Source organism: Tessaracoccus lubricantis (assembly GCF_039544535.1).
Lineage (GTDB): Bacteria > Actinomycetota > Actinomycetes > Propionibacteriales > Propionibacteriaceae > Arachnia > Arachnia lubricantis.
The window spans coordinates 1-23538 of the sequence record NZ_BAABLV010000027.1 but is presented as its reverse complement, the minus strand read 5'-3'; the positions used below and the strand labels follow the sequence as shown (position 1 = coordinate 23538).

Here is a 23538-nt window from a genome sequence, read left to right as displayed (position 1 = left end):
CAGGGTAGCGGTCGGGTGTCAGCGCGCGATGGGTGCGAAGGTGGCGCGGGTGAGGCGGGCGAGGTCGTCGGGGGAGAGCTCGACGTCGAGGCCTCGCCTCCCGCCACTGACGAGCACGGTGGGCCTGCCCTGCATGGAGGCGTCGAGCACCGTGGGGAGGGCCTTGCGCTGACCGAGCGGTGAGATGCCGCCCACCACCATGCCGCTCGAGCGTTCGGCCGCGGCGGGGGTGGCCATGGTGAGGCGCTTGACGCCGAGGGCCGTGGCGAGCGCCTTCAGATCAAGCTGGAGGTGGACGGGGACGACGCCGACGGCGAGCCCGGTGCCGGTGTCCACGAGCAGCGTCTTGAACACCTCCTCGACGGGCCTGCCCAGGGCCTCCGCGGCCTCGAGGCCGTACGAGGTCGACGTCGGGTCGTGGTCGTAGGCGTGGACCGAGTAGGGGACCTTCGCCCCGTCCAGGGCGGTGGTGGCGGGCGTTCCGGTGCCGCCGTGCTGCTTCTTGGCCATGGCACCGAAGCCTAAGGGATGGCCCACAGGGGTGTTATTCGTGGGCGATGAGCGGAACTAGGGTCGGTTGTCTCAGGCGGACGTACCCCTGCGTCCACCGTCGTGTCGAGGAGGTTCTCCCGTGGCATGGAAATTGATCGCGGCGCTGGGCGTCGCCGCACTGGCGCTGACCGCCTGCTCGGCGGATGCGCGGGAGGCCCAGGCAGCCGACGCCGGCCGGGCCTTCGTCGCCGCCGAACCGGCCGAGGCATGTGCGCTGCTCGCCCCCAAGACGCGCAAGAAGCTCGAGAAGGAATCCGGCACGGACTGCGCCACCGCCCTCCAGGAGGTCGGCCTGCCGGCCGGCGGAGACGTCGAGGGGGCGGAGGTCGCCGTCGAGAGCGCGCAGGTGAGATTGGCGGACCAGACGATCTTCCTCGCCCGGTTCCCCGAGGGGTGGTTGGTCACAGCGGCCGGCTGCCAACGCGAGGACGAGGACCCGGCCCAGCCCTACGACTGTGAGGTGGAGTCATGACCGTCTCCAAGGTGATCTTCTGGACCTACATGGTGTTCATCGTGGCCGGGTTGGCCGCGGTGTTCGTGATCGGGGCGGTGTCGCGATGAAGGATCCGAGACTTCCCTCAGCCTTGCGGGACAACTCGTTGTCGATCGGCTTCGGCGTCCTGCTGCTGCTCGCCCTCATCGGCCAGGCGTTCGCCGGCGTGGCGCAGTACAACCTGGAGGCCCGCACGGCCGGCCTGGCCGAGATCGGGCTGTGGCGCTACGTGACATCGTCGACGTTCGCCGTCGACGTGGCGGAGAACTGGCAGTCGGAGTACCTGCAGTTCACGCTCTACATCCTGCTCACCGTCTGGTTGGTGCAGCGGGGCTCGTCCGAGTCGAAGCCGCCCGAGGAGGCGGGGTCCGAGGATGACGCCAAGGAGATGGTGGGGGAGTTCGCCCAGCCGGACTCGCCGGAGTCGGCGAAGGTCGGCGGCTGGCGCACCGGTGTCTACTCGGTGTCGCTGACCCTCGTGATGTTCACGATCTTCGTCCTGTCCTGGGCCGCGCAGGCAGTGGCCGGCAGGGTCGCGTACAACGAGGAGCGGATGCGTGACCTGCTGGACCCGCTCAGTCTTGGCGACTACCTGCTGCAGCCGGAGTTCTGGAACCGCACGCTGCAGAACTGGCAGTCCGAGTTGCTGGCGGTGGGCTCGATGGCCATCTTCGCCGTTTTCCTGCGGCAGCGCAGCTCGCCCGAGTCGAAGCCGGTGGGCATGCCGCACGATGAGACGCCGTCGTCGTGACCGGGGGCGCTCAGAACATCGTGTTGGGATTCTCCGAGTGGTCGGGAACGATCTGGAGGACGTCCCAATGTTCGACGATCTTGCCGTCGTGGTCCAGACGGAAGATGTCCATGCCGGCGTAGGTGTGATCCCCCGGCCATGTCTGACGGCAGTGGAGCACGACGTAGTCGTCCTCGGCGACGGCCCGGATGAACTCGACCCTCTTGCCGGGGTATTCGGCGGCCATGCGCTCGAAGTACTCGACGAATGCCCCTGGGCCGTCACCGACGTGTGGGTTGTGCTGGATGTACTCGTCGCCGACGTAGCGCGCGATCGCATCAGCAGGTCGGGACTGGTTGAACATGAGGTCGTAGAACGCGAGCACGTTCTGCTTGTTGGTGGCGGCGCGATCGCTGTTCATGGGCCCTCCTCGACGTCACCCTTGACAACCTCGGGCCGCCCGCGCCTATTCCGCACAAGACGAATGGGCATCTGCGCTTGTCAGATGCCCATTCAATGTGGCTCCCCGGACTGGACTCGAACCAGTAACCCTCTGATTAACAGTCAGATGCTCTGCCAATTGAGCTACCAGGGACCGGTGGCCAGTGATGACCACGCGAGGTAGAACGTTAGCAGATGGTTGCGCGCCTTGGCGAATCGAGGTGGACAGGGGTTGCCCATGGATGGCTAAGCGGGCGGCGACGGGTGTAGCTTGTGCGCTGCCCACCCACGTGACAGGAGCCGCCCATGTCCGCCGCCACGCTCGAGCGCCGCGTCCATCCCGTCGACCAGGTGCCCCCGGTGCCCAAGCTGACCGTCCTGGGCCTGCAGCACGTCCTCGCGTTCTACGCCGGCGCGGTCATCGTGCCGATCGTCATCGCCGGTGCCCTCGACCTCTCGACGCAGGACCTCATCCACCTGATCAACGCCGACCTGTTCACCTGTGGCATCGCGACGATCATCCAGTCCGTCGGATTCTGGAAGGTGGGCGTGCGCCTGCCGCTCATCCAGGGCGTGACGTTCACGGCGGTGTCGCCGATCATCGCCATCGGCCTGGCCGCTGGGGGCGGGCGTGAGGGCCTGCCGGAGATCTACGGCTCGATCATCGTGGCGGGCCTGGCGACGTTCTTCATCGCGCCGTACTTCTCGCGCCTCATCCGCTTCTTCCCGCCGGTGGTCACGGGCACGCTGCTGACGGTGATGGGTACCACGCTCATCGGCGTCTCCGCCGGCGACATCGTGCGAGGCGCCACCGGCGTGACCGCAGAAGGTACCGAACTGGCCCGCAACCTGGCCTACGCCCTCGCCACGCTCGGCGTGATCGTGCTCATGCAGCGGTTCTTCAAGGGCTTCATGGCCACCATCGCAGTCCTGATCGGCCTCGTCCTGGGCACTGCGGTGGCGCTCATGCTGGGCGACGCGTCCTTCACGCAGGTGGCGGATGCCTCCTGGGTCGGCGTGACCACGCCGTTCTGGTTCGGCTGGCCGAAGTTCACGTTCGCCGCGATCGTCTCGATGCTGATCGTCATGGCCATCACCGCCGTCGAGACCACCGGTGACGTGTTCGCCACCGGTGAGGTCGTGGGCAAGCGCATCACCCCGCAGCACATCGCCGGGGCGCTCCGCGCAGACGGCCTGTCCACCGCCATCGGCGGCGTGCTCAACTCGTTCCCCTACACCTGCTTCGCGCAGAACGTCGGCCTCGTGCGCCTCACCCGCGTGAAGTCCCGCTGGGTGGTGGCCATGGCGGGCGCCTTCATGATCATCCTCGGCCTGCTGCCCAAGGCGGGTGCCATCGTCGCGGCCATCCCCGGCCCCGTCCTCGGCGGCGCGTCGCTGGCGATGTTCGCCAACGTGGCGTTCGTCGGCATCCAGACGCTCGGCAAGGCCGACCTCCACGACAACCGCAACCAGGTCATCGTCTCCACGTCGCTGGCGCTCGCGATGCTCGTGACCCTCCAGCCGGGCATCGCCCAGGCGGTGCCGAGCTGGCTTCAGATCTTCTTCGGCTCCGGTGTGACGATCGGTGCCATCACCGCGATCATCCTCAACCTGTTGTTCTTCCACGTGGGCCGCCGTCGTGGCCCCGACGTCGCCACCTCCGGCCGCGACCCCCTCAGCCTCGACCGGATCAACGCGATGGACGAAGAGCGCTTCGTCGAGACCTTCGCAGGCCTCTACCCGGGCGAGACGTGGCCGATCCGCGCGGCATACGAGTCGCGTCCGTTCGCCTCGTCGGGCGAACTGCGGGCCGCCTTCCAGAACTCCCTGATGAGCGGAACCGAGGCGCAACAGCGTCAGCTCATCATCCAGTACCGCGACATCGCCGACCTGCTCCTCGACGAGGACCCGGGCCATACGCCGGCCGACGTCGTCGCCTTCACCGAGACCGGCTCGCTGGCCGCGGACCGGATGGACGACCACGACCGTGAGGGGCTCATGGCGGTCTCGCGCGCCTACCAGGAGAAGTTCGGCCTGCCGCTGGTGGTGGCGTTGAACGCCACCACGACGCTGGACTCGGTCGTCGAGCAGAGCTGGGTGCGCGTCGAGGCCTCGCCGGAGCGAGAGCTCCACAAGGCCGTCGGCGAGGTGGCCAACATCGCCGACCGGCGCTTCGACGCCCTCGTGGCGGACGCGAACCCCATCCGCTCCGCGTGGGCGCGCAAGTTCGAGACGCTGAACTAGCGCCCGTCAGCCCGCCGCCGCGAACGGCGGGAGGGTGAGGACGTGCAGCGTCCACGCCAACGCCTCCGGGCGCGGCGGAATGTCCCACGCCGGGTCATCGGGCGGGGGATCGGGCGCCCTTTCCGGGGGCTCCGTCCAGCCCGGTGGCCGCGTCACCGACGGCGTGCTCAGCAGTTGGGTGCCGGAGGGCCCCACCAGGAACTCGTAACCGGCCCGGGTGAACCAGTGGAACCAGCCGGCGGACGGCTGGCAGGCGTGGAAGTCTCCGTGGGTCTTGGACCGGTGCGCAGCGACGCCCAAGGGGCCGAGATTGCCGGCATGGGTCTGCCCGGGTGGCCCGGGGGTGACGAAGCGGTCCGTGTGGTCGAGCTGACAGGCGCTGGACCGTCGGGTGCCGTAGGGGAAGGCCTCGACGGGGTTGCGCTCGCAGACCGCGAGCCGCATCAACGCCGAGGGGTCATGCTGATCAGCGGCTGGCAGCTCGCTGGGCACCAGGACCGGCCGGACCGTGACCTTCGACCCGGCGAGGAACTCCGGCAGCACCGAGGTGAGCAGCTCGCCCCATCCCTGCACGTGAGCGGCGCCCGAGGCGCTGATTCCTCCGTCGTGGGTGTGGAGGGCCGGGTCATCGGCGTTGATCCGGACGATGACCTGGGCCTGCGGCAGTTCCTCCTGGCCCACGGCCCGCCGCGCGAGCATGCCGAGCGCCTTCGACCGGCGCATGTTGCGATCGAAGCTGGCGCGCTCGTGGCTCGTCAGTTCGTGCGGGGCCAGCCCTTCCGGCAACGACTGGGCCGGAAGGGTGGCGGCGATCTGGTCGAGCGCATGGTCCAGCGCGACCCCGTCCTGCGCCGAGAGCCGCCCCCACACCTGGCACTCGGCGTTGGTGAACTGCGAGATCTCCACCTGCCGCTTGCTCTCGGCCAGGATCTTCTTCTTCGCGGCCAACGCGGGGTCTGCCGCGATGATCCAGGCCTTGAGGTGGTACATGACCCGGGAGATGGGCCATTGGGCCAACGAGTGGGCGCACTTGCGGTCCACCTCTGCTGCGGCCTCGACGGTGAGCATGCGGCACTCCGAGGCGACCCGCGCAGCGTGGCCCCAACGGATGCGGCCGGTCAGGAAGGCCTCCCAGAGGACGGGGTGACGGTGCTGCACGTTGAGGACCGTGGCCAGCTGGTCGAACGCGGCCTCCGGGGACGCCTCCAGCACCGCACCCAACTCCAGCGCGAGGAACTCGGAGACGTACGGCGTGCCCTCCGCACCTGCCTGGATCATCCGCTCGCCGATGATCTGGTCCGTCATCGCCTCGGTGACGTCCTCTGGGGAGACGCCGCACACCTCGGCCGCGCGTGCGACGGCGACGACCTCCGCTATCTCCGCAGACCTGCGCGCCGCACGGGCATGCCGAGCGCCCTCGAGCGCTTCGACCAGCTTCGTGGGCACCATCTCCGTCATGGTTCCCACTCTAAAGTGGGCTCCCGACAAAACTGAACGCCCGCGCGATAGTTTCCACAAGAATCGCCCGGCGATGCGAAATCAGCCCTGGAGGTCGCCGAGGAAGTTGTCGGCCCAGTGCTCGATGGTGCTGCCTCGCACCTGCTTCTTCAGGGCCCGCATGCGGCGCTGGCGCTCCCGCGGCGAATCCGTGGCCGCCTGCATCAGCACGTCCTTCATGCCGTTGAGGTCATACGGGTTGACCAGGTAGGCCTGCTTCAGTTCCTGGGCGGCGCCGGCGAACTCGCTGAGCACGAGGGCGCCGTTGGTGTCCGGTCGGCACGCCACGTACTCCTTGGCCACGAGGTTCATCCCGTCGCGCAGGGGAGTGACCACCATGACGTCGGCGATGCGGTACATCGCGGCCATGGTCGCCCGCGGGAAGCCTGCGTGGAGGTACGAGATGGCGGGGCGGCCCACGCCGCCCACCTCGGAGTTGATCCGGCCGACGAGCAGGTCGATGTCGTCGCGCAGGCGCTTGTACTCCTCCACCCGCTCACGCGACGGCGTGGCCACCTGCAGGAACACGGTGTCCGCCGGGTCGAGCTTGCCCTCCTCGAACAGCTCGCCCATCGCGCGGATGCGCTGGCGCAGGCCCTTGGTGTAGTCCAGCCGGTCCACGCCCAGGAAGATCTGCTTCGGGTGGCCGAGCTCCTCCAGCAGCGATTCGGATTCCGCGATCACCTCGGGGCTCTGGGCGAGCTCCTCGAAGCCATGGGTGTCGATGGAGATCGGGTAGGCGCGCGCCGTACACACGTGCGAACCGGACACGTGCACGCGGTCCCGTTCGACACGGTGACGGGTGCGCTGCCGCACCAGGCGCAGGAAGTTCTGCGCGCCGCCGGGCACCTGGAAGCCGACGAGGTCGGCGCCGAGCAGCCCCTCGAGGATGTCGCTGCGCCACGGCAGCTGCTGGAACAGCTCGGTGGGCGGGAACGGGATGTGCAGGAAGAAGCCGATCCGCAGGTCGGGCCGCATCTCGCGCAGCAGCTTGGGCACCAGCTGCAGCTGGTAGTCCTGGACCCAGACGGTGGCGCCGTCGTCGGCGACGTCGGCGGTGGCCTCGGCGAAGCGGCGGTTGACCGTGACGTAGGCGTCCCACCACTCCCGGTGGAACTCCGGGAAGGCGACGGTGTCGTGGTACAGCGGCCACAGCGTCGCGTTGGAGAAGCCCTCGTAGTACTCCTCGTACTCGTCGCCGCTCAGGGGCACGGGGATGACGGAGTAGCCGTCGTGCTCGAAGGGCTCCACCGTCTCGTTCGATGCGCCGTGCCAGCCCACCCAGGCCCCACCCATGCGTCGCATCACGGGCTCGAGGGCCGTGACGAGACCACCTGGTGAAGTGCGCCAGTCCACACTGCCGTCATCGGCGGTGATGCGGTCGACGGGGAGCCGGTTGGCGACCACGACAAAGCGTGCGCGCTCGGACATTTTTCCTCCTAGGTCGGGTCCCACCCTAGCGACTGCGCTTGCCACACGCGGTCAGACGTCGGCAGAACCCCGACATGGCAAGGTAGGGGGCATGAGCTGGAACGCCGTGACCGACCACGCCCACACCTTCCTGTCCGCCGCCGCTGCGGACCCTTCGCGGGTGCTGCTCGCGCTCGACTTCGACGGCACGCTGGCGCCCATCGTCGACGATCCCGAGGACTCCCGGATGCACGACGGCGCCGCCGATGCCTTGGCGGACCTGGGCAACGCCTTGGGCCACGTCGCCATCATCACCGGACGCGGGGTGGCCGTCGTACGGCGACTCGGTCGGCTCGCTGAACGCCAAGGCCTCGACAACCTCATCGTGCTGGGCCAGTACGGCGCGGAACGCTGGGACGCGTCCACGGGGGAGGAGACCCCGCCGTCGGTGCCGGAGAACGTGGCAGCCGCCCGGCCCGAGGTGGAGCGGATCATCGCCGAGTGCCCCATCGACGGCGTGGTGCTGGAGGACAAGGGTCGCGCGCTGGGCGTCCACACCCGGCGCAGCGCCGACCCCGACGGCGCGTTCCGGCAGCTCAAGCCGCTGCTGGCAGGGGTCTCCGAGCGCTACGGGCTCGTCCTGGAGCCCGGCCGCAACGTGCTCGAACTCCGGGCCTCGTCACTGACCAAGGGCGACGCGCTGCGGGCGCTCGTCGAGGAGACGGGCGCCACCGTCGTTGCGATGTGCGGCGACGACCTGGGCGACCTGCCCGCCTTCGACGTGCTCCGCGAACTCCGCGCCGGCGGGCTCACGACGTGCGCGGTGGTCAGCGGTTCGGCTGAACAGCCGTTGATGGCCCAGCAGGCCGACGTCCTGGCAGAAGGCCCCGACGGCGTGGCGGCCTGGCTGCGCGACCTCGCCGCAGCGCTGGGGTGATGGTGGGGCGTGCGGGGCTTGAACCCGCGACGGGCGGATTATGAGTCCGCTGCTCTAACCGGCTGAGCTAACGCCCCTCGCGGAAGAAGGATAGCCAGTCGCGCGCAGCACGGCCACGACGCGCCGCATCATGCCGATGAACACCAGGGCCCACACCCCGAGGGCCACGTACAGGAAGACGGTGCCCAGCGCCTCGACGAGCGGGAGCCGGTCCACGCGGCCCAGGTTGATCGACGCAACGGCGAACATGCCCACGGGGAACACGATGGACCAGAACGTCGGGACATAGACCAGCGGCACCTTGTGCACGAAGTGGCGCCACACGCCCGCGCCCACCAGCACCGGGATGAGCCACAGGCAGAAGCTCCAGAAGATGGCGATCGTGCCGGCGATCAGGGTGCGCGTGGCGTCCACCATCGGCGTCGAGTCCATCGCCACGATGTTGCTGCCGGCCACCACCGCGATGGCCATGGCGCCCATCGCCACCCAGTAGGGCGGCTCGAACTCGCGCGGCGTGATGCCGAAGTGCACGATGCGCAGCAGCACGAGGATGGCGATGCCGCCGTAGAGCGCCACGCCCACCGACCAGGACAGCACGGCCAGGATGCCGACGAGGGCCCGGCCGTCCGGGAAGTACGGCATGATGCGCGTCATCCCGATCGCCAGCGACTGGCTGGCCACCGCCCAGATGAACCACGTGCCGTTCGTCCTGGCCAGGATGGGCTTGCCGTCGCGCGTCATCAGCACCTGCCACGGGAGCACGTACCCGAAGATGAACCACAGCAGCGCGGCGAACAGCACCAGCGGCACCGCGACGGCTGCGTACCCGCCGGCGATCAGGCGGACGGCCAGCACGTCGGTGCCCGCCACGACGGTGAAGTAGGCGAAGGCCATCTCCGGCCCGCGCAGGTCGCGCAGCATGGCCGCCCGATGCGTGATGGCCCGCCAGACGTAGAGCACCCACAGCACGACGTAGGAAACGGCGGCAATGCCGAGCAGCACCAGCGACAGGGGTTCCATGCCGACCTCGTGGAGGCCGATCGAGACGATGCCCGTGCCCATCACCAGGGCGAAGTACCCGGGCGAGAGGTGTTCCAGGGCCTGGGAGAACGCCGACTGTGGCCGCTCGGACACGGTGCCGCCCGTCAGAGCTTCGGGTTGATGCTGGGACCGCCCGGGCCGGACTCGCCGTCGCCCGGCACGTCCATCGACGGGGAGTCGCTGTAGGGGCCGCCGTCGCTGCCGGGTGAGCTCGGGCTGGCCGGCTGGCTGCTCTGCGGCTCGCCCGACTGCGGCGATGCCGACGCGGGCTGCGGCGAGCCCGACCCCTCACCCGAACCCTCGGCGGGCGACGGGATGGGCGGGGGAGCGTCGACGGGGGGCTGGTTCTGGAACGCCAGGATGGCCATCAGCAGCGCCAGCGCCGACAGCAGCGCCATGATCAGGAACGACACCAGGATCGTGATCCACGAGGCGCGGTCGCGCCTGCCGGGCCACGCCAGCGGCCACAGGCGCGTGGCGCCGTGGCCGGTCCTGTCGATCCAGTGCAGGCGGTAGTCGGGGCCCGACGGGCGGCTCAGCGGCGGCACCATCGACAGGTCGATGGCGCGCAGCACGCGGTCGGCCTCCTCGACGGCGGCGAGTGAGCCGTCGAACGCCAACGCCGCCCACGGGGCGAGCGGCAACAGGTGCGCGAGGGTGGGGTCGTCGTCCTCGGCGCGGTACCGGACGGCGGTGCGGCCGTCGTCCTGGTCCTCGCCGCCACGCGCCACGACGGTGTCGATGTGCATGGCGTTGACCTCACCGGAGAAGCGGGCGCGGGCCGCGGCATCGCGCGCGGCGCCCTCGGAGAGGAGGATCAGCATGACGGAGTCGCCGCCGTCCTCGTGCGCGACGAACGTGGTGCCGGCAGGGGTGGCGGTGAGCCTGGCGTCGAGCCAGAAGTCGCCGACCTTGGGCGGATCCTCGTCGCGCAGGGGGTGGTGCGCGGCCAGCACGACGTCGTCCTCCGGCGCCACCTCGGGAGGTGGGGGAGGGGGACCCTGGACCGGGCCGGTCTCGTCGTGCTCGCTCATCGGGACCATCGAACCACATCCGAGCAAGCAGGTCATGCTTCACATGGGGCGCTATCGTTGAGCGCGGGTCCCACGTCCAGAAGGAGTCACGCGTGAGCACTACGCCGACCGAAGTCACCCACCTGCCGGAGACGGTCGCAGACGCCGCCAAGGTGCTGGGGCAGGCGATCAGCCAGGTGCAGCGCGTCATCGTCGGCCAGGAGCACATGGTCCAGCAGTTGATGGTGGCGCTCCTCGCCAAGGGCCACTGCCTGCTCGAGGGCGTGCCCGGCGTCGCCAAGACGCTGGCCGTGCGCTCGTTCGCCACGGTGGTGGGCGGCGACTTCGCCCGCGTGCAGTTCACGCCCGACCTGGTGCCCTCCGACATCGTCGGCACCCGCATCTACTCGGCCAAGGCGGAGAGCTTCGAGATCGAACTCGGCCCCGTCTTCGTCAACTTCGTCCTGGCGGACGAGATCAACCGCGCGCCTGCCAAGGTGCAGTCGGCCATGCTCGAGTTGATGGCGGAGAAGCAGGTCTCGATCGGCGGGGTGACCTACCCGGCGCCGAAGCCCTTCATCGTCATCGCGACGCAGAACCCCATCGAGTCCGAGGGCGTCTACCCGCTGCCCGAGGCGCAGCGCGACCGCTTCCTGGTCAAGGTGGACGTGCCCTACCCGCGCGGCAACGAGGAACTCGAGATCCTGCGGCGCATGAGCGTGACCCCTCCGGTCGCGGAGCGCGTCCTCAACCCCGACCTCGTCCGCCACCTGCAGGACATGGCCTCCAACGTGTTCGTCCACAACCTCGTGGCCGAGTACATCGTGCGGCTCGTGCTGGCCTCGCGCACGCCGTCGGACTTCAACATGCCCGACCTGGAGGGCGTCATCCAGATCGGCTGCTCCCCGCGTGCCACGCTGGGCCTGGTGGCCGCCGCCCGTGCGCTCGCGCTCATCAACGGCCGCGACTACGTCCTGCCCACCGACGTCCAGGCCGTGGCCAAGGACGTGATGGCGCACCGCATCGTGCTGGGCTTCGACGCCGTCGCCGACAACGTGCTGACCACCGACGTCGTGGACCGGATCCTCGCCATGGTGCCCGCCCCCACCCCGGTGTGGAACGAGCAGCAGCGCCAGGCCAGCCACCAGGCGCACGCCCACCAGCCCGGCCGGAGCTGATCCCTTGGCACGGCCGGGATTCACCTACGACGGCCCCCCGAAGGGGCCGCCGATGGTCGCACCCTCGGGCGAAGGGGCCGAGTACTCGGTGCTGCGCCCACCCACCGGGCCGACGGTGCCGCTCAACAAGCTCGCCCCCGAGGCTGCACTGCGCAGGCTCGAGCTGACGATCGTGCGCCGACTCGAGGGCTTCCTGCAGGGCGACCACCTCGGCCTGCTGCCCGGCCCCGGCACCGACACCAACGACGCCCGCATCTACCACCCCGGCCAGGACGACGTGCGCAAGATGGACTGGGCCGTGACCGCCCGCACCACCGTCCCGCACGTGCGTGACACCATGGCGGACCGCGAGCTCGAGGTGTGGGCCCTGCTCGACGTCACGCCGTCGATGAACTGGGGCACCGAGGGCATCACCAAGCGTGACCTCGGCATCGCGGCCATCGCGACGATCGGCTTCCTCTCGCAGAAGATGGGCGACCGGTTCGGCGGCATGATGATGCTGCCCGACCAGGTGAAGCGCCTGCCCGCCCGCTCGGGCCGCACCGCGCTGTACGGGCTGTTGCGCAAGCTGCTCACCGAGCCGATCGTGCCCGACCACGCGCCGGGCTCCATCGAACTCGAGGACGGCATCGAACAGCTCACCCGGTCACAGCGGCGGCGCGGCATGCGGGTGGTGGTCTCCGACTTCCTCACGCCCGGCGACGCGGAGCTCGACCCGAACGTGCCCCCGCCGTGGGAGCGCGCCATCCGGCGCCTCGCGGTGCGCAACCAGGTGTTGGCCATCGAGGTGATCGACCGCCACGAGCTCGAGTTCCCCGACGTCGGCGAGATGTTGATCCGGGACCCGGAGACGTCGTTCGCACGCTACGTCAACACCTCCGACGACGCGGCCAAGCGCCGCATGGACGCGGCGACGCGGGCGCAGCGTGAACGCATCAAGGTCTCGCTGCGGCGCGCCGGGGCCGGCCACATCCAACTGCGCACCGACCGCGACTGGGTCACCGACATCGCCCGCTTCGTGCTGCACTACCGCAAGGTGGCCGGCATGCTGCACCAGCCCCCGCAGGGGGTGAGCAAGTGAGTTGGCTGTGGTCCTGGATCCCGGAGTTCGCCAACCCCGGGAGGCTCTGGACCCTGGCCCTGCTCCCTGCCCTGGTCATCGCGTACCTGATCCTGCTGCGGCTCAAGGGCCGGGTGGCGCTGCGCTTCACGAACACGGGCGTGCTGGGCAGGGTCGTCGGAACCCAGCGACGGTGGACGCGGCACGTCTTCGTGGCCATGTCGCTGTGTTCGCTCGTGGCGCTGGGCCTGGCCTACGCCAACCCGTTGGGCACGGAGAAGGTGCCGCGCGAGCGGGCCACCGTCGTGATGATCGTGGACGTGTCGCTGTCGATGTCGGCGGAGGACGTGGAACCCAACCGGCTCGACGCGGCGAAGCAGGCCGCCGTCGAGTTCGTCCGTGGGCTGCCGGATTCCTTCAACGTGGCGGTGGTCGCGATGTCGGGGCGCCCCACCATCGCCATCCCGCCGACGACGGACCGCGGCGCCACCGAGCGCGCCATCACGTCCCTGGAGCTGGCCGACGGGACCGCCATCGGCGACTCGATCACCACTGCGCTGCGCGCCGTCGACATGGCGCCGCCCGGTGGTGACGGCGAGGAGCCCGCGCCCGCCATGATCGTGATGCTGTCGGACGGCACCAACACCGAGGGCCCCGCGCCCGCCGAGCCCGCGAGCCGGGCCAAGGCCGAGGAGATCCCGATCTTCACGATCGCCTACGGCACCCAGAACGGCTTCGTCGACGTCGACGGGCAGCGCGAGAACGTCGCCCCGGACACCGCGACGCTCGAGCAGATCGCCGACGTGACGGGGGCCCGCGCCGTCGACGCCGACAACCGTGCCTCGCTGGCCGACGCCTACCGCGACGTCGGCTCGGTCATCGGCTTCGAGGACGTGGCCAAGCCCATCACCGCCACCTACGCGTTCGTCGCGCTCGGCTTCGCCATCGTCGCCGCCCTGGGCGCGGTGTTCATGGCTGCGAGGTGGCCACGATGACCCACCTCATGATCGAGTTCATGGCCCCCTACCGGCTGTGGGCGCTGGCGGTCATCCCGCTGATCGGCGTGCTGTACGTGGTCCTGTCCGGCCGCACGTCGAAGCCCCGGCCCATGAGTTCGCGGCTGAGGATCGTGGTGCCCAAGGACGCCGCCTGGAAGCGCCATGGCGCCGTCCTGCTCGGGCTGCTGTCGCTGGCGGCGTTGATCGTGGCGTGGGCCATCCCCAAGGACTACGTGGACAAGCCGCGGGACCGGGCCACCGTCGTGGTCTCGATCGACGTGTCGTGGTCCATGGAGGCCCGCGACGTTGAGCCCGACCGCCTCCAGGCGGCGCAGGAGTCGGCGAAGGCGTTCGTCGACTCGCTGCCGGAGCGGTTCAACGTGGCGCTGGTGTCGTTCGCGGGGACGGCAGACCTCATCGTGCCGCCCACCATCGACCGGGGCGTGGTGCACCGCGCCATCGACTCGTTGCAGCTGGCGCCCTCGACCGCCGTGGGTGAGGGCGTCTACAAGAGCCTCGACGCGCTCAAGCTCGTGCCGCCGGACCCGTCAGACCCGGACGCGGTGGCCCCCGCCGCCGTCGTGCTGCTCTCCGACGGCGCCACCAACATCGGCCGCAGCTCCGCCGGCGCGGCGGAGAAGGCGAGGGAGCAGGGCGTGCCGGTCTACACCATCGCCTTCGGCACCGACAACGGCTTCGTCGAGCAGGACGGCCAGCGGCAGCGAGTGGCAGTGGACCACTGGGAACTCAGTGAGATCGCCCGGCTGTCGGGCGGCAAGAAGTACGCCGCCGAATCCGCAGGGCAGCTGGACGAGGTCTACGACGCCATCCGGCAGTCGGTGGGCACCGAACGCGTGCCCGCGGAGGTCACCGACCGCTACGCCGGGCTGGCCATCATCTTCGCGGTGCTGGCGGCCATGGGCGTCATCTCGCTGGGGGCGCGGTGGCCGTGAGCATCGCCGACAACCTCGCCCGGATCAGGGCCGAGGTGGACGACGCGGCGCGTGCCGCCGGGCGCGACCCGTCGTCGGTGCGGATCATCCCCGTGTCGAAGTACCACCCGGTCAGCCAGATCCGCGAGGCCCACGCTGCCGGCTACGCCCTGTTCGGTGAGAACCGGGTGCAGGAGATGGTTGCCAAGCACGCCGAGGTCGCCGACGAGGGCATCGGGTTCGCCATCATCGGCAACGTGCAGTCCAACAAGGCCAAGCCCGTGGCAGAGCTGGCGGCGGAGCTGCAGTCGCTGGACTCGCTCTCCCTGGCCCGGAACCTCGACCGGCGCTGCGCCGCGCTCGGCAGGCGGCTGCCTGTGCTGGTGCAGGTCAACACGTCGGGGGAGCCGCAGAAGTCGGGCATCGCGCCGGAGGCCGCCGTCGACTTCGCCCGCCAACTGCAGCAGTTCGAGGCGCTGGACGTGCGCGGGCTGATGACGATGGCGGTGTTCAGCGACGACGAGGCCGAGGTGGCCGCCTGCTTCACCCGGCTCACCGACGCGCAGGCGCGGATCCGCGATGCGCTGGGCGGGGGCTACGACGAGCTCAGCATGGGGATGTCGGGCGACTTCACGCTCGCCGTCGCCCACGGCTCCACGTGCGTGCGCATCGGCACCGCGATCTTCGGCCCGCGCGTCGTGGCCTGAGGCCGCGGCTCACTGCTGGGTGACCTCCTCGGCCAGGTCGAGGCCGGACGCCGTGCCGTCGTCGGGCACCAGCCGCAGTTGCGGTGCAGGTCGCGGGGCGGTCTTCGCTCCGGCGTCGTTGTCCTTCCATTTCTGGGCGAGGCCCACCATCCCCGCTGCCCGTTCGTTGATGACCTCGCGGTCCGCGGCGCTCGGCCGGTAGGACGGCAGGTCCCCGTCGGCCCCCGGGCCGGCCAGTTCGTCGTACGGGGTGCCCCCGGAGGTGGTGTCGCGGTAGTTGCGCTCCAGGGCCACCAGCCACCGTCCGAGGCCTCCGGCCGCGGTCCGGAACCTGATCCACCGGTGGTTGTCCCAACCCTTCGCCGGGACGACGCCGGGTCGTTCCCCGGCGAACGTGCGCACCAGCTTCGCCGCGCCCAGCCGTCCGCGTTCGGCAAGTGCGGTGACCACCTCGGGCGGCATCGACAGGTTCATGCCACCCTCCGAGTCGTCGTGGTGGACCGTGACGATGCGGTCGCGGTAGCCGGGCATCACCATCTGGGCCCCGTCCACCCATTCGCGGGCGGTGTGGACCATGAGGGCCCCGAAGGACAGCCAGCCGCCGAGCCCGCCGGAGGGGAGTGGGAACCATGGCCGCTGGTGGCCGCCGAGGTTGCTCGTGGGCAGGTAACTGTTCTCCCCTTGGTCTGCCGACTTGCCCCGCCCCAAAGGGAACGGGCCGAGGTTGAAGGCGAACGTCGGGTGCCGGGGCAGCGGCGTGTCGAAGAAGTGCACGGGGAGGTTGGCGCACAGGCCGCCGTCGGTGAACCAGACGCTGGAGGCCACACGCTGGTCGCGCGGGGCGTCCTGGTTGGACGGCTGCGTGTAGTCCACCGCCCAGAGCCGCACTGCCGAGATCAGCACGGGGAAGCTCAGCGACATCCGGGTGGCCACGATGATCGGGAGGTCGTCCTCGCCGGGCCACGGCCGCAGGTTGGCCTGCGCGACGGGGGACACGCCTGGCGCAGGGTGCTCGACCATCCAGTCGACGACGTCGCTGGGGAAGAGCCGACGGAACTCCTCGGGGTCGAAGAAGTACTCCCTGGTGCTCCAGGGCATCGCCATGGGTTGGTGTCTGGTCAGGTTCGTCGTCATCGTGCGCAGCGTCACGCCCGAGCCCTTGAGGTCGCCGAACGTCACCGGCGGCGCCCCGGGTGCCCGGCCGGCGAGCGACTGGATCTTGGCGTGCAGCCACGGGGTGAGCGCGGTGCCCTGCGCAGCGCCGTCCCCCGGCATGCCCGTGCACATCCCGTAGCCGTCGTCGGCGACCCGGCCGAACCGGCGCAGCGCCGACCATGCGACGGCGACGGCAACGCCCACTAGGAGGACGAGCACGCCGCCGACGATCGCGGCCACGCCGCCCACGCCAACGCCCAGCCATCCCAGCACGATGAGCACGAGGCCGGGCAGCGCGCCGAGGAGGGCCGCGACGGGGAAGTGGCGCAGCAGGCCGCCGACGAGCGCCGCCGGCTTGCTTCCCTCGGCCTCCATCGCGCCGAACAGGACGCGGAACAGCGGCGCGGCCGTGCGCGTCGGCTGGAAGAAGGTCGCCAAGGTCGACCGGCCGCCCGGCGCGGGCGCCGCCAAGTCGTCTGGCATGCGGTCGAGCTCCTCGAAGCCGCCGCCGTGCCGCCCCAGCTCGGCGGCCGCAGCGGCCGCGGCGGCGATGGCCCCAGCCGAGGCGCCACCCACCTGGCTCAGCCGGTAGGTGCGCGCGAGTTCGGCCACCGCGCGCGGGTAGATCACCCCACTGGTGATGCCGCCCTTCATCACGATGTCGCAGGTCAGCTTGGGGTGTGAGTAGGCGTCGGTCATGGCTCTCCTGTCATCCGATCCCGAGCTGGTGCTCGAAGAAGTCATCGACCACCTCGCGGCACATGGCCGCATACGGTGCCTCGTCGTTGGTGAACTGCCTGATGTCGGCGATCCGCTGCGTCAGTTGCTGCACGAGTTCGTCGTCGTCCGGATGCCGTTGCACGTTGCGCTGGGCGTCCAGGGCGCTGCGCAGGTGTGCCTGCAGGAGGTCCAGCCGCTCGCGCCGGGCGCGCCGCAGGCCGCGGCGCTGGAGTCCGCAGACCTCGATGGTCGCGGCTCCCTTCCTGCTGCGCCGTCGCGGCGAGATCCAGCCGTCCTCGATGGTGCCGGTACCCCAGGTGAACGTCAGGTGCCTTTCGGGGAAGTCGAGGTACGGGTGCAGCACCAGCCGCTTCTCGTGGTGCTCCTCGCCCGGGGCCTTGGCGCGGCTGGCCTCCGAGGCGAGGGGGAACGCGTTGGCCTTGCCGACGGTGCGCTCCACGGAACCGGGGAGTTCCTGCCCGCGCGCGCTGTTGCAGTCGGTGCACGAGGGGAGGAGGTTGGTCCACTCGCTGGCCAGCCAGTAGTAGCCGGGCGGCACCAGGGCGCCGTCGATCTTCACCGCGCCCTTCGGGCGGTAGTGCTCGATGGCCATCTGCTGGGTGGAGGCGTAGTAGGTCTCGCAGTAGGCGCACTTGCCGAAGAAGGCCTCGGTGAGCGCCGGCCTGACGTCCTTGGCGCGGTAGGCCTTGTACTTGTCGCTGGGGTACGGCGTCCTGCCGTCCCAGTGCTCGTAGTAACGCAGGATCGTCTCCCGCTCGTCCAGGGTGGCCTTCTCCGACGAGCTGGGTGGCGCCTTGGGGCGCCTGACCCGCCTCATCGCCAGCTCCGGGGCAGGTGTTCGTCCCACAGCGCGGTCAGGCGGGCGGTGACCTCGGCCGTCGTGGGGGCCTCGGCGTCGCCCCGTTGTCGACGGGCGGCGATGTACTCATCCGCGGAGGCCAGGAGCAGCCGTTCCCGTTCGGTGGTGCCCAACTGCTCCAGGACGTCGAGCCGGGAGCGGACCCGCTCGAGTTCCTTCGCCTCCTCCGGCGTGGGCTTCGGCACGGCCTTGAGCCGGTAGTACAGCTCCCACAACTCGGCCACCTCCGGGTCGTCGGTGCTGCCCAGCCCGAAGTGCTCCGACGTGAGCAGTTGCTCGATGCTCATCCCCGTCACGGGCGGCAGGTCGGACAGGGTGACGACGTCGCCGTCGTTGTTGCGGCGGACCACCACCACCTCGCCGTCGACGATGCCGCGCAGGCACAGCGGGTCGTGCGTGGTCACGACGAACTGGACGCGGGGCAGCAGGTCGCGCAGGGCTCCGACGATCCGCAGGCGCCAGCGGGGGTGCAGGTGTGCGCCGATCTCGTCGAGCAGCACGATGCCCTCGGCCAGCGAGCTGTGGCTCCAGAGCCGCAGGACGCTGCGCAGGATGTCGCAGGCCATCACCACCATGGATTGGTAGCCGTCGCTCAGCGAGGCGAGGTCGGAGATCGACCTGCCCTGCCGCAGGACGACCCGTCCACGGCGACGTTCCAGGCCAGACGTGGCGTCGAGCGCGAGCATCGCGTGGATGCCGCGCGCCACGTCGTCGAAGGTCGTGTCGTCGAGCGTCAGCAGCCAGGCGGTGGGATCGGTCAGCGGGAGCAGGGGGTCGAAGAGGTTGTCGACGCGCACGACGCGGTCGTCCGGGCCGGACGGGGCCTCCCTCGGCAGGAGCCTGGTGGCGCCGTACCCCAGCAGCAGGGCGGGGACGGGTTCCGGCCCGGTGAACTCGGCGTCCCCCTTCCTCCAGACCAGTTCGAGCGGCTCCGTGCGCCCGGACAGGAACACCTGCACCAGGCCGTTGCGCGCGCCGTGGCGCAGGTAGTTGCGGGCGTCGATGCGCAGGGCGCGGCGCTGGTCGCCGCCCATCAACGTGAGGGCCAGCGCGTGCAGCACCGAGCTCTTGCCCGACCCGTTCTCCCCGAGCAGGACGGTCCAGGGGCCCCGGCCGCTGGTCGACCGCGAGAAGTCGATGTCCACCTCGCGGATCGGCCGGAAGTTCCGGATGACCACGCGCTCGATCCACTGGGCCGTCCTGAAGTACTGCTCCTGCTCGGCCCCGACGGCGGCGCTGAGGTCGTAGCCCTGGCTGGGGGACGGTGGCAGCTCGGGCCCGGCGGCAGGGGGTGCGGCCATCGCGAACCGGTCGGCTCCCGGCGACACCTGGCGGCGCAGGGTGGGAAACGAGTCGTCGTCGCCGTCCCATCCGCGTTCGACGTGCGTGGCGCGGGCTCGGACGAGGGCCTCCCGGTTGAGCGCGAACAGTTCGATGGTGACGCGTCCGCGCTCGGTCAGGGGGCGCACGGCGCCGTCGGGGTCGTGGCGCAGGTGCGCGGCCGGGTCGTCGAGGAGCGGGTCGAGGAGCAGGGCCTCCTCGTCGGCCAGCGTGTCGGGCGACGTGGCACGCGGCCCTGCCACGGGGAAGCGGGTGCCGCGCGTACGGATGCAGTCGGCGCAGGCGGCGAAGAGGTTCTCCCACGAATAGGTGAGCCACCCGTAGGCAGCGAGGTCGGCCTTGCCGTCCAGGCCCATGGCGCCCCACGGCGGCCGGTGGTGCGTGACTGCCGCCGCGTCGGTGCCGAGTGCCTCGAGCGGGCGTTCGCAGTAGGCGCAGTTGCCCCTGGTCATCGCCAGCAGCGTGGCCAGGACCTCCGGGTCCCGCAGCACCGCGTGCAGTTCGGGCGCAGCGCCCGGTGGCGTGCCGCCTTCCGCCTTCCGCGCGCCGGCGCGCTTCTCCCTGACCTCCGCCAGACGGCGTGGTTCCTCCGGTCGTCGCAGCATGATCCCCCCTGCCCCTTGAGTGGATTATCCACGCGTCGGCACAGGGAAGTGAAGGGCTGGCCGAACTCGGCCGGCGAGGGCTCCGGCGGGATCAGCCTGCGTCGACGGCCAGGTTCTCGATCTCCAGTACCGGCACGTCGCTGCTGTGGCGCATCTCGAAGACCTGCTCCAGGAACGACACCTGGGCCTCCAGGGCCTGACGGCGGGCTGCCATGCCGCGGAAGCCGTGGCCCTCGCCGTCGAACATCACCAGCGCCAGGGGGAGGCCCTTGGCCCGCACCGCCTCGGCGAGTTGTTCGGCCTGCGCCGGCGGCACGACCTTGTCGTCGCGGCCCTGCAGCACCAGCATGGGGGTGCTGAGGTTGTCGAGGTGGTTGATGGGGGAGCGCTCCTCGTAGACGTCACGGCCATCGGGCCATGGGGCGACGAGCCCGTCGAGGTAGCGGGATTCGGCCTTGTGGGTGTCGGTGGCGAGCGTGGGTAGGTAGCCGATGCCGTACCGGCTGACCCCGGCGGCGTAGACGTCGGTGGTGGTCAGCGAGCGCAGCGTCGTGTACCCGCCGGCGCTGCCGCCGGTGATCGCGACCCGGGCGGGGTCTGCCAGCCCCTGGCCGGTGACCTCGCGGACTGCGGCGGCGACATCAGCCACGTCGAGTTCGCCCCAGCGGCCGCGGAGGCGGTCCCGGTACTGTCTGCCGAAGCCCGTGGAGCCCGAGTAGTTCACGTCGAGCACCGCGAACCCACGCGAGACCCAGAACTGCGTGGCCGCGTTGTAGGACGCGTTGGCCATGGCCGTGGGACCGCCGTGGGTCAGCACGATCATCGGCGGGTTGGTCACCTCCGGGCGGTACAGCCAGGAGTGGACACGCCCGGCCGGCCCATCGGCCCAGACCGCAGCGGGGGCGGCGACGAACTCGTCGGCGACACCAGACGGGCCGGCGAGGATCTGGTTGCCGCCGTCGGCGCGCAGCTCGACGAGGGTGGCGGGCCGGTCTGCCCACTCGGCCACCACGTACAGACAGTCGCGGTAGGCCGCGATCGACTCGACGTCCGTGGTGCCCGCCAACGGGTGCGTGACCTCGCCGCTCTCGACATCCCACAGTGACAGCATCCCCTTGCCGTCGACGTACTCGACGGTGGCCAGCAAGGTGTCGCCCACGACGGCGGCCACCGGCGGGGTCAGCACCCAGGTCGGCCCGGCGCAGTCGCTGTCGACCGTCCACTGGTTGCCGTGGTGGACGCGCCAGTTCCAGAACCCCGACTCATCGGTGACGTAGGCGCAGGCCTCCAGGTCGCGCAGGGCCACGGGGTACTGGGCCGAGACTCCGTCGGCACCGTAGAGGCGTTCCGCGTCCCACCAGTCGCCGATCGCCGCGCGCCACACCTCGGCGGTGTCCCAGCTCATGTCGGGGTGGTTCCACTGGTACCACGCGACGTGGCTGCCGACGACGGTGGGCCCTGCGTAGAAGTCGGCCCCCGTGGCGATGACCCGTCCGGGGGACGGCTCGCCCTCCAGGCTCAACGTGACGAGTTCGGTGCGCGGCTCGGGCTTCGCCGAGTGGTCCTCGCGGACGGCCAGGACGAATTCGTTGGCGACGCTGAGGTGGAGCCCGCCGTAGACGTACGGCGACTCCGCCGGCGTCAGCGGACGACGGGTGCCGTCCTCGTCGAGCAGCCAGACCCGGCGGGTGCGGTCGTCGCAGTAGACCAGTTGCTCGCGATTGGCCGAGTAGGCGCCGCCGCCGTACTCCATGGCGCGTGAGCGCACGTTCGCGTCGGGGGTCAGATCGGTGAGTTCGCCGTCCCACGTGCGGTGCCGCACCGTGACCCTGCCGTCCTCGGCCGCGATCGTGGCGAGCCAGAGCACACCGCTCCTGGACACCTGCACCTGGGAGATGGCGTCAGGGTAGTTCAGTACGGAATCGAGGCTCGCGCGCATGGGACTTGTCTATCGCATTGCGTGTCGGTTGGAAACCTGGGCACAATGGGCTCACACCGCCTGGCTGGGCTTGATCGCAGGGGAAGGCAATCCAGCCCAACCAGGAGGTACAACCGAGATGAACGCTCGTCACACGAGTGGCCAGGCGCAGGGGATGGTCGTCATCCACTCCGCGTCAGCAGCGCTGTGCCCGCACATCGAGTGGGCCCTCGGATCGGCGCTCGGCCGCCGCATCGAACTGTCCTGGACGCAGCAGTCCGCGGAACCTGGCGCCCGTCGCGCCGAGCACTCCTGGGCCGGCAACGTCGGCACCGGCGCCGTGCTGTCGTCGGCACTCTCCCAGATCGGCCACCTGCGCTTCGAGGTCACCGAGGAGCCGACGGCGGGTTCGGACGGGCAGCGCTACTGCTACACGCCGTCGCTGGGTGCCTTCACCGCGCAGGTGGGCGTGCACGGCGACATCCTCGTCCCCGAGGACAGGCTGCGTCACGCCATCGCCAACGACGCCCTGGGTGGCGAGCCCCTGAACCACGCACTGGACAGGCTGCTGGGCGTGCCGTGGGACGAGGAACTCGACGTCTTCCGCTACGCCGCTGAGGACTCGCCGGTGCGCTGGCTGCACCAGGTGGTGTGAGCCTGCTCAGTCGACGCGGCGGCGGGCCAGCTTGATGGCGAGGTCGGCCGCCACCAGCACCGGCCACAGGAGCCACCCGAAGATCGCCACGTACATCGCGGTGTCCGTGACGGGGCTGCTGATCACGACGCTCGCCATGGACACGCCTTCCGCCGCGGCGATGGCGAGCCCCAACAGCGCGACGGGACGGCTGAGGAAGCGCGCCCTGAGGGCCAGCCACGAGACCACCGCCACCATCGACAGCGTCACCGGCAGGACGAACGCGTGCGTGGCGGCACCGATCGGGGTGATGTGGTGCAGCGCCAGCACCGCCTCGTCGCTCATCCGGGAGGCGTCTGCCAGCACCCATACCGAGTACAGCCCGGCGAACAGGAGCAGCTGCACCGCTGCCACCGCGCCCACGGCCCCGACGAACCGGCTGGCGGTGGGGTGCGACGCGCGCTCGACGATCTGGCCGAGCGCGGCGGTGAGCGCGAGCAGCGCGACCGCGCTGACGATGCTGCTCAGGGCGTTGATGCCGAGCGCCGCCTGACTGTCGGCGGCGTATGCACGCACCAGGTCGGCGGTCGCGGTTGCGGCATCGGGCGCCTCCGGCGTGAAGGAGCCGAAGGCGGCGGCCAGCCAGACCAGGCCGGCGACGGCGGCCGTGAGATGCGCGCCGCGCCGGGGGTGGGCGGCCGTTGCGGTAGTGGTGGGCGAGGTGGCGGTGTCCATGTCTCCTCCTGGGACGTGGGTGGACTCTGACCCCACTACCGTCGCGTGGCGCCGGTCCCCGGATCCACCGGCAAGCGTCCCGCAGGGTCACGATCGGGTGCTTGGCCCCGCGCGGGACAGGTGTCCCTTCCCGACGGGACCCGGTTTGGCTAGCCTGCCGTCATGTCGCTCAGCCAGACCCGGGCCCTCGTCGTGGTGCTGTCCGCGGTGCTCGCCGCCGTCACGGGCCTGGGGTTGGGGGCGCTGGGGGGTGTCCCTATGGTGTCTGTCAAGCTGCGACGGCTGGTCTTGGCTGGTAGTAGGTCCCGTTGCGGAGC

Annotated in this window: 21 protein-coding genes and 2 tRNA genes; 10 read left to right on the top strand and 13 right to left on the bottom strand. The window is 70.5% G+C overall.

Annotation, left to right across the window (positions count from 1 at the left end; translation table 11 throughout):
• Nucleotides 1-18: 18 nt before the first annotated feature.
• Complete coding sequence (gene ybaK, locus ABEA30_RS08820) at nucleotides 19-510, bottom strand: Cys-tRNA(Pro) deacylase (protein ID WP_345581977.1); 492 nt, start codon at nucleotides 508-510, stop codon at nucleotides 19-21.
• Between the two features lie 121 nt (nucleotides 511-631).
• On the opposite strand from ybaK, the gene ABEA30_RS08815 reads away from it, so the two are divergent.
• Both ABEA30_RS08815 and ABEA30_RS08810 read left to right on the top strand, forming a co-directional pair.
• Nucleotides 632-1024 carry a hypothetical protein gene (locus ABEA30_RS08815; RefSeq protein ID WP_345581975.1) on the top strand — a complete coding sequence of 131 codons (393 nt, stop codon included), beginning with the start codon at nucleotides 632-634 and terminating at the stop codon, nucleotides 1022-1024.
• Nucleotides 1025-1136: 112 nt separating this feature from the next.
• A complete protein-coding gene (locus ABEA30_RS08810; RefSeq protein WP_345581973.1) occupies nucleotides 1137-1796 on the top strand; it encodes a DUF6766 family protein in 660 nt (219 codons plus the stop codon).
• 10 nt (nucleotides 1797-1806) lie between these two features.
• Here the strand turns inward: ABEA30_RS08810 and ABEA30_RS08805 are convergent, their stop codons facing one another.
• Entirely contained in the window at nucleotides 1807-2196 is a 390-nt protein-coding gene (locus ABEA30_RS08805; RefSeq protein WP_345581971.1) for a nuclear transport factor 2 family protein, read from the bottom strand.
• Nucleotides 2197-2294: 98 nt separating this feature from the next.
• Nucleotides 2295-2370 (bottom strand) — tRNA-Asn (locus tag ABEA30_RS08800).
• Between the two features lie 152 nt (nucleotides 2371-2522).
• Here ABEA30_RS08800 and ABEA30_RS08795 point away from each other — a divergent pair.
• The gene (locus ABEA30_RS08795) at nucleotides 2523-4460 is read left to right on the top strand and encodes a solute carrier family 23 protein (protein WP_345581969.1); all 1938 of its coding nucleotides are present in this window, start codon (nucleotides 2523-2525) and stop codon (nucleotides 4458-4460) included.
• 6 nt (nucleotides 4461-4466) lie between these two features.
• On the opposite strand, the gene ABEA30_RS08790 is transcribed toward ABEA30_RS08795, so the two are convergent.
• Nucleotides 4467-5918, bottom strand: a complete 1452-nt coding sequence (locus tag ABEA30_RS08790) for a DUF222 domain-containing protein (RefSeq protein WP_345581967.1) — start codon at nucleotides 5916-5918, stop codon at nucleotides 4467-4469.
• Nucleotides 5919-5999: 81 nt separating this feature from the next.
• On the bottom strand, nucleotides 6000-7388 hold the full coding sequence (locus tag ABEA30_RS08785; protein ID WP_345581965.1) for an alpha,alpha-trehalose-phosphate synthase (UDP-forming): 1389 nt from the start codon (nucleotides 7386-7388) through the stop codon (nucleotides 6000-6002).
• Nucleotides 7389-7479: 91 nt separating this feature from the next.
• On the opposite strand from ABEA30_RS08785, the gene otsB reads away from it, so the two are divergent.
• Nucleotides 7480-8304 (top strand): trehalose-phosphatase, encoded by an 825-nt coding sequence (otsB, locus tag ABEA30_RS08780; protein WP_345581963.1) that lies wholly within the window; start codon nucleotides 7480-7482, stop codon nucleotides 8302-8304.
• On the opposite strand, the gene ABEA30_RS08775 is transcribed toward otsB, so the two are convergent.
• From ABEA30_RS08775 to ABEA30_RS08765, 3 genes are all read right to left on the bottom strand, one after another.
• Nucleotides 8305-8381, bottom strand: a tRNA-Ile gene (locus ABEA30_RS08775).
• Complete coding sequence (locus ABEA30_RS08770) at nucleotides 8359-9438, bottom strand: tellurite resistance/C4-dicarboxylate transporter family protein (protein WP_345581961.1); 1080 nt, start codon at nucleotides 9436-9438, stop codon at nucleotides 8359-8361. The genes ABEA30_RS08775 and ABEA30_RS08770 overlap by 23 nt, the downstream gene beginning before the upstream one ends.
• An 11-nt stretch (nucleotides 9439-9449) precedes the next feature.
• Nucleotides 9450-10379, bottom strand: a complete 930-nt coding sequence (locus ABEA30_RS08765; protein ID WP_345581959.1) for a hypothetical protein — start codon at nucleotides 10377-10379, stop codon at nucleotides 9450-9452.
• A gap of 92 nt (nucleotides 10380-10471) precedes the next feature.
• Between ABEA30_RS08765 and ABEA30_RS08760 the strand changes: the two genes are divergently transcribed.
• Genes ABEA30_RS08760 through ABEA30_RS08740 form a run of 5 tightly spaced genes read left to right on the top strand, consistent with a single transcriptional unit; the run spans nucleotide 10472 to nucleotide 15233 of the window.
• On the top strand, nucleotides 10472-11536 hold the full coding sequence (locus tag ABEA30_RS08760) for an AAA family ATPase (RefSeq protein ID WP_345581957.1): 1065 nt from the start codon (nucleotides 10472-10474) through the stop codon (nucleotides 11534-11536).
• Between the two features lie 52 nt (nucleotides 11537-11588).
• A complete protein-coding gene (locus tag ABEA30_RS08755; protein WP_345581955.1) occupies nucleotides 11589-12617 on the top strand; it encodes a DUF58 domain-containing protein in 1029 nt (342 codons plus the stop codon).
• A complete protein-coding gene (locus tag ABEA30_RS08750) occupies nucleotides 12614-13591 on the top strand; it encodes a VWA domain-containing protein (protein ID WP_345581953.1) in 978 nt (325 codons plus the stop codon). Before ABEA30_RS08755 ends, ABEA30_RS08750 begins: the two co-directional genes overlap by 4 nt.
• Nucleotides 13579-14547: a VWA domain-containing protein gene (locus ABEA30_RS08745; protein WP_345581951.1), complete on the top strand. Its 969-nt coding sequence runs from the start codon at nucleotides 13579-13581 to the stop codon at nucleotides 14545-14547. The genes ABEA30_RS08750 and ABEA30_RS08745 overlap by 13 nt, the downstream gene beginning before the upstream one ends.
• The gene (locus ABEA30_RS08740) at nucleotides 14544-15233 is read left to right on the top strand and encodes a YggS family pyridoxal phosphate-dependent enzyme (protein ID WP_345581949.1); all 690 of its coding nucleotides are present in this window, start codon (nucleotides 14544-14546) and stop codon (nucleotides 15231-15233) included. The genes ABEA30_RS08745 and ABEA30_RS08740 overlap by 4 nt, the downstream gene beginning before the upstream one ends.
• Nucleotides 15234-15242: 9 nt before the next feature.
• Here the strand turns inward: ABEA30_RS08740 and ABEA30_RS08735 are convergent, their stop codons facing one another.
• The 4 genes from ABEA30_RS08735 to ABEA30_RS08720 form a co-directional block, all read right to left on the bottom strand.
• Nucleotides 15243-17087 carry a patatin-like phospholipase family protein gene (locus ABEA30_RS08735; RefSeq protein WP_345581947.1) on the bottom strand — a complete coding sequence of 615 codons (1845 nt, stop codon included), beginning with the start codon at nucleotides 17085-17087 and terminating at the stop codon, nucleotides 15243-15245.
• Between the two features lie 10 nt (nucleotides 17088-17097).
• Nucleotides 17098-17946, bottom strand: coding sequence for an HNH endonuclease family protein (locus ABEA30_RS08730; RefSeq protein WP_345581945.1), 849 nt, complete (start codon nucleotides 17944-17946; stop codon nucleotides 17098-17100).
• Nucleotides 17943-19934 carry an AAA family ATPase gene (locus tag ABEA30_RS08725; protein ID WP_345581943.1) on the bottom strand — a complete coding sequence of 664 codons (1992 nt, stop codon included), beginning with the start codon at nucleotides 19932-19934 and terminating at the stop codon, nucleotides 17943-17945. The genes ABEA30_RS08730 and ABEA30_RS08725 overlap by 4 nt, the downstream gene beginning before the upstream one ends.
• Before the next feature lie 91 nt (nucleotides 19935-20025).
• A complete protein-coding gene (locus tag ABEA30_RS08720; RefSeq protein ID WP_345581941.1) occupies nucleotides 20026-21873 on the bottom strand; it encodes an alpha/beta hydrolase family protein in 1848 nt (615 codons plus the stop codon).
• Between the two features lie 118 nt (nucleotides 21874-21991).
• Between ABEA30_RS08720 and ABEA30_RS08715 the strand changes: the two genes are divergently transcribed.
• Nucleotides 21992-22507, top strand: coding sequence for a DUF3145 domain-containing protein (locus tag ABEA30_RS08715; protein ID WP_345581939.1), 516 nt, complete (start codon nucleotides 21992-21994; stop codon nucleotides 22505-22507).
• A 6-nt stretch (nucleotides 22508-22513) separates the two neighbouring features.
• Here the strand turns inward: ABEA30_RS08715 and ABEA30_RS08710 are convergent, their stop codons facing one another.
• A complete protein-coding gene (locus tag ABEA30_RS08710) occupies nucleotides 22514-23221 on the bottom strand; it encodes a hypothetical protein (RefSeq protein ID WP_345581937.1) in 708 nt (235 codons plus the stop codon).
• Between the last annotated feature and the right edge of the window lie 317 nt (nucleotides 23222-23538).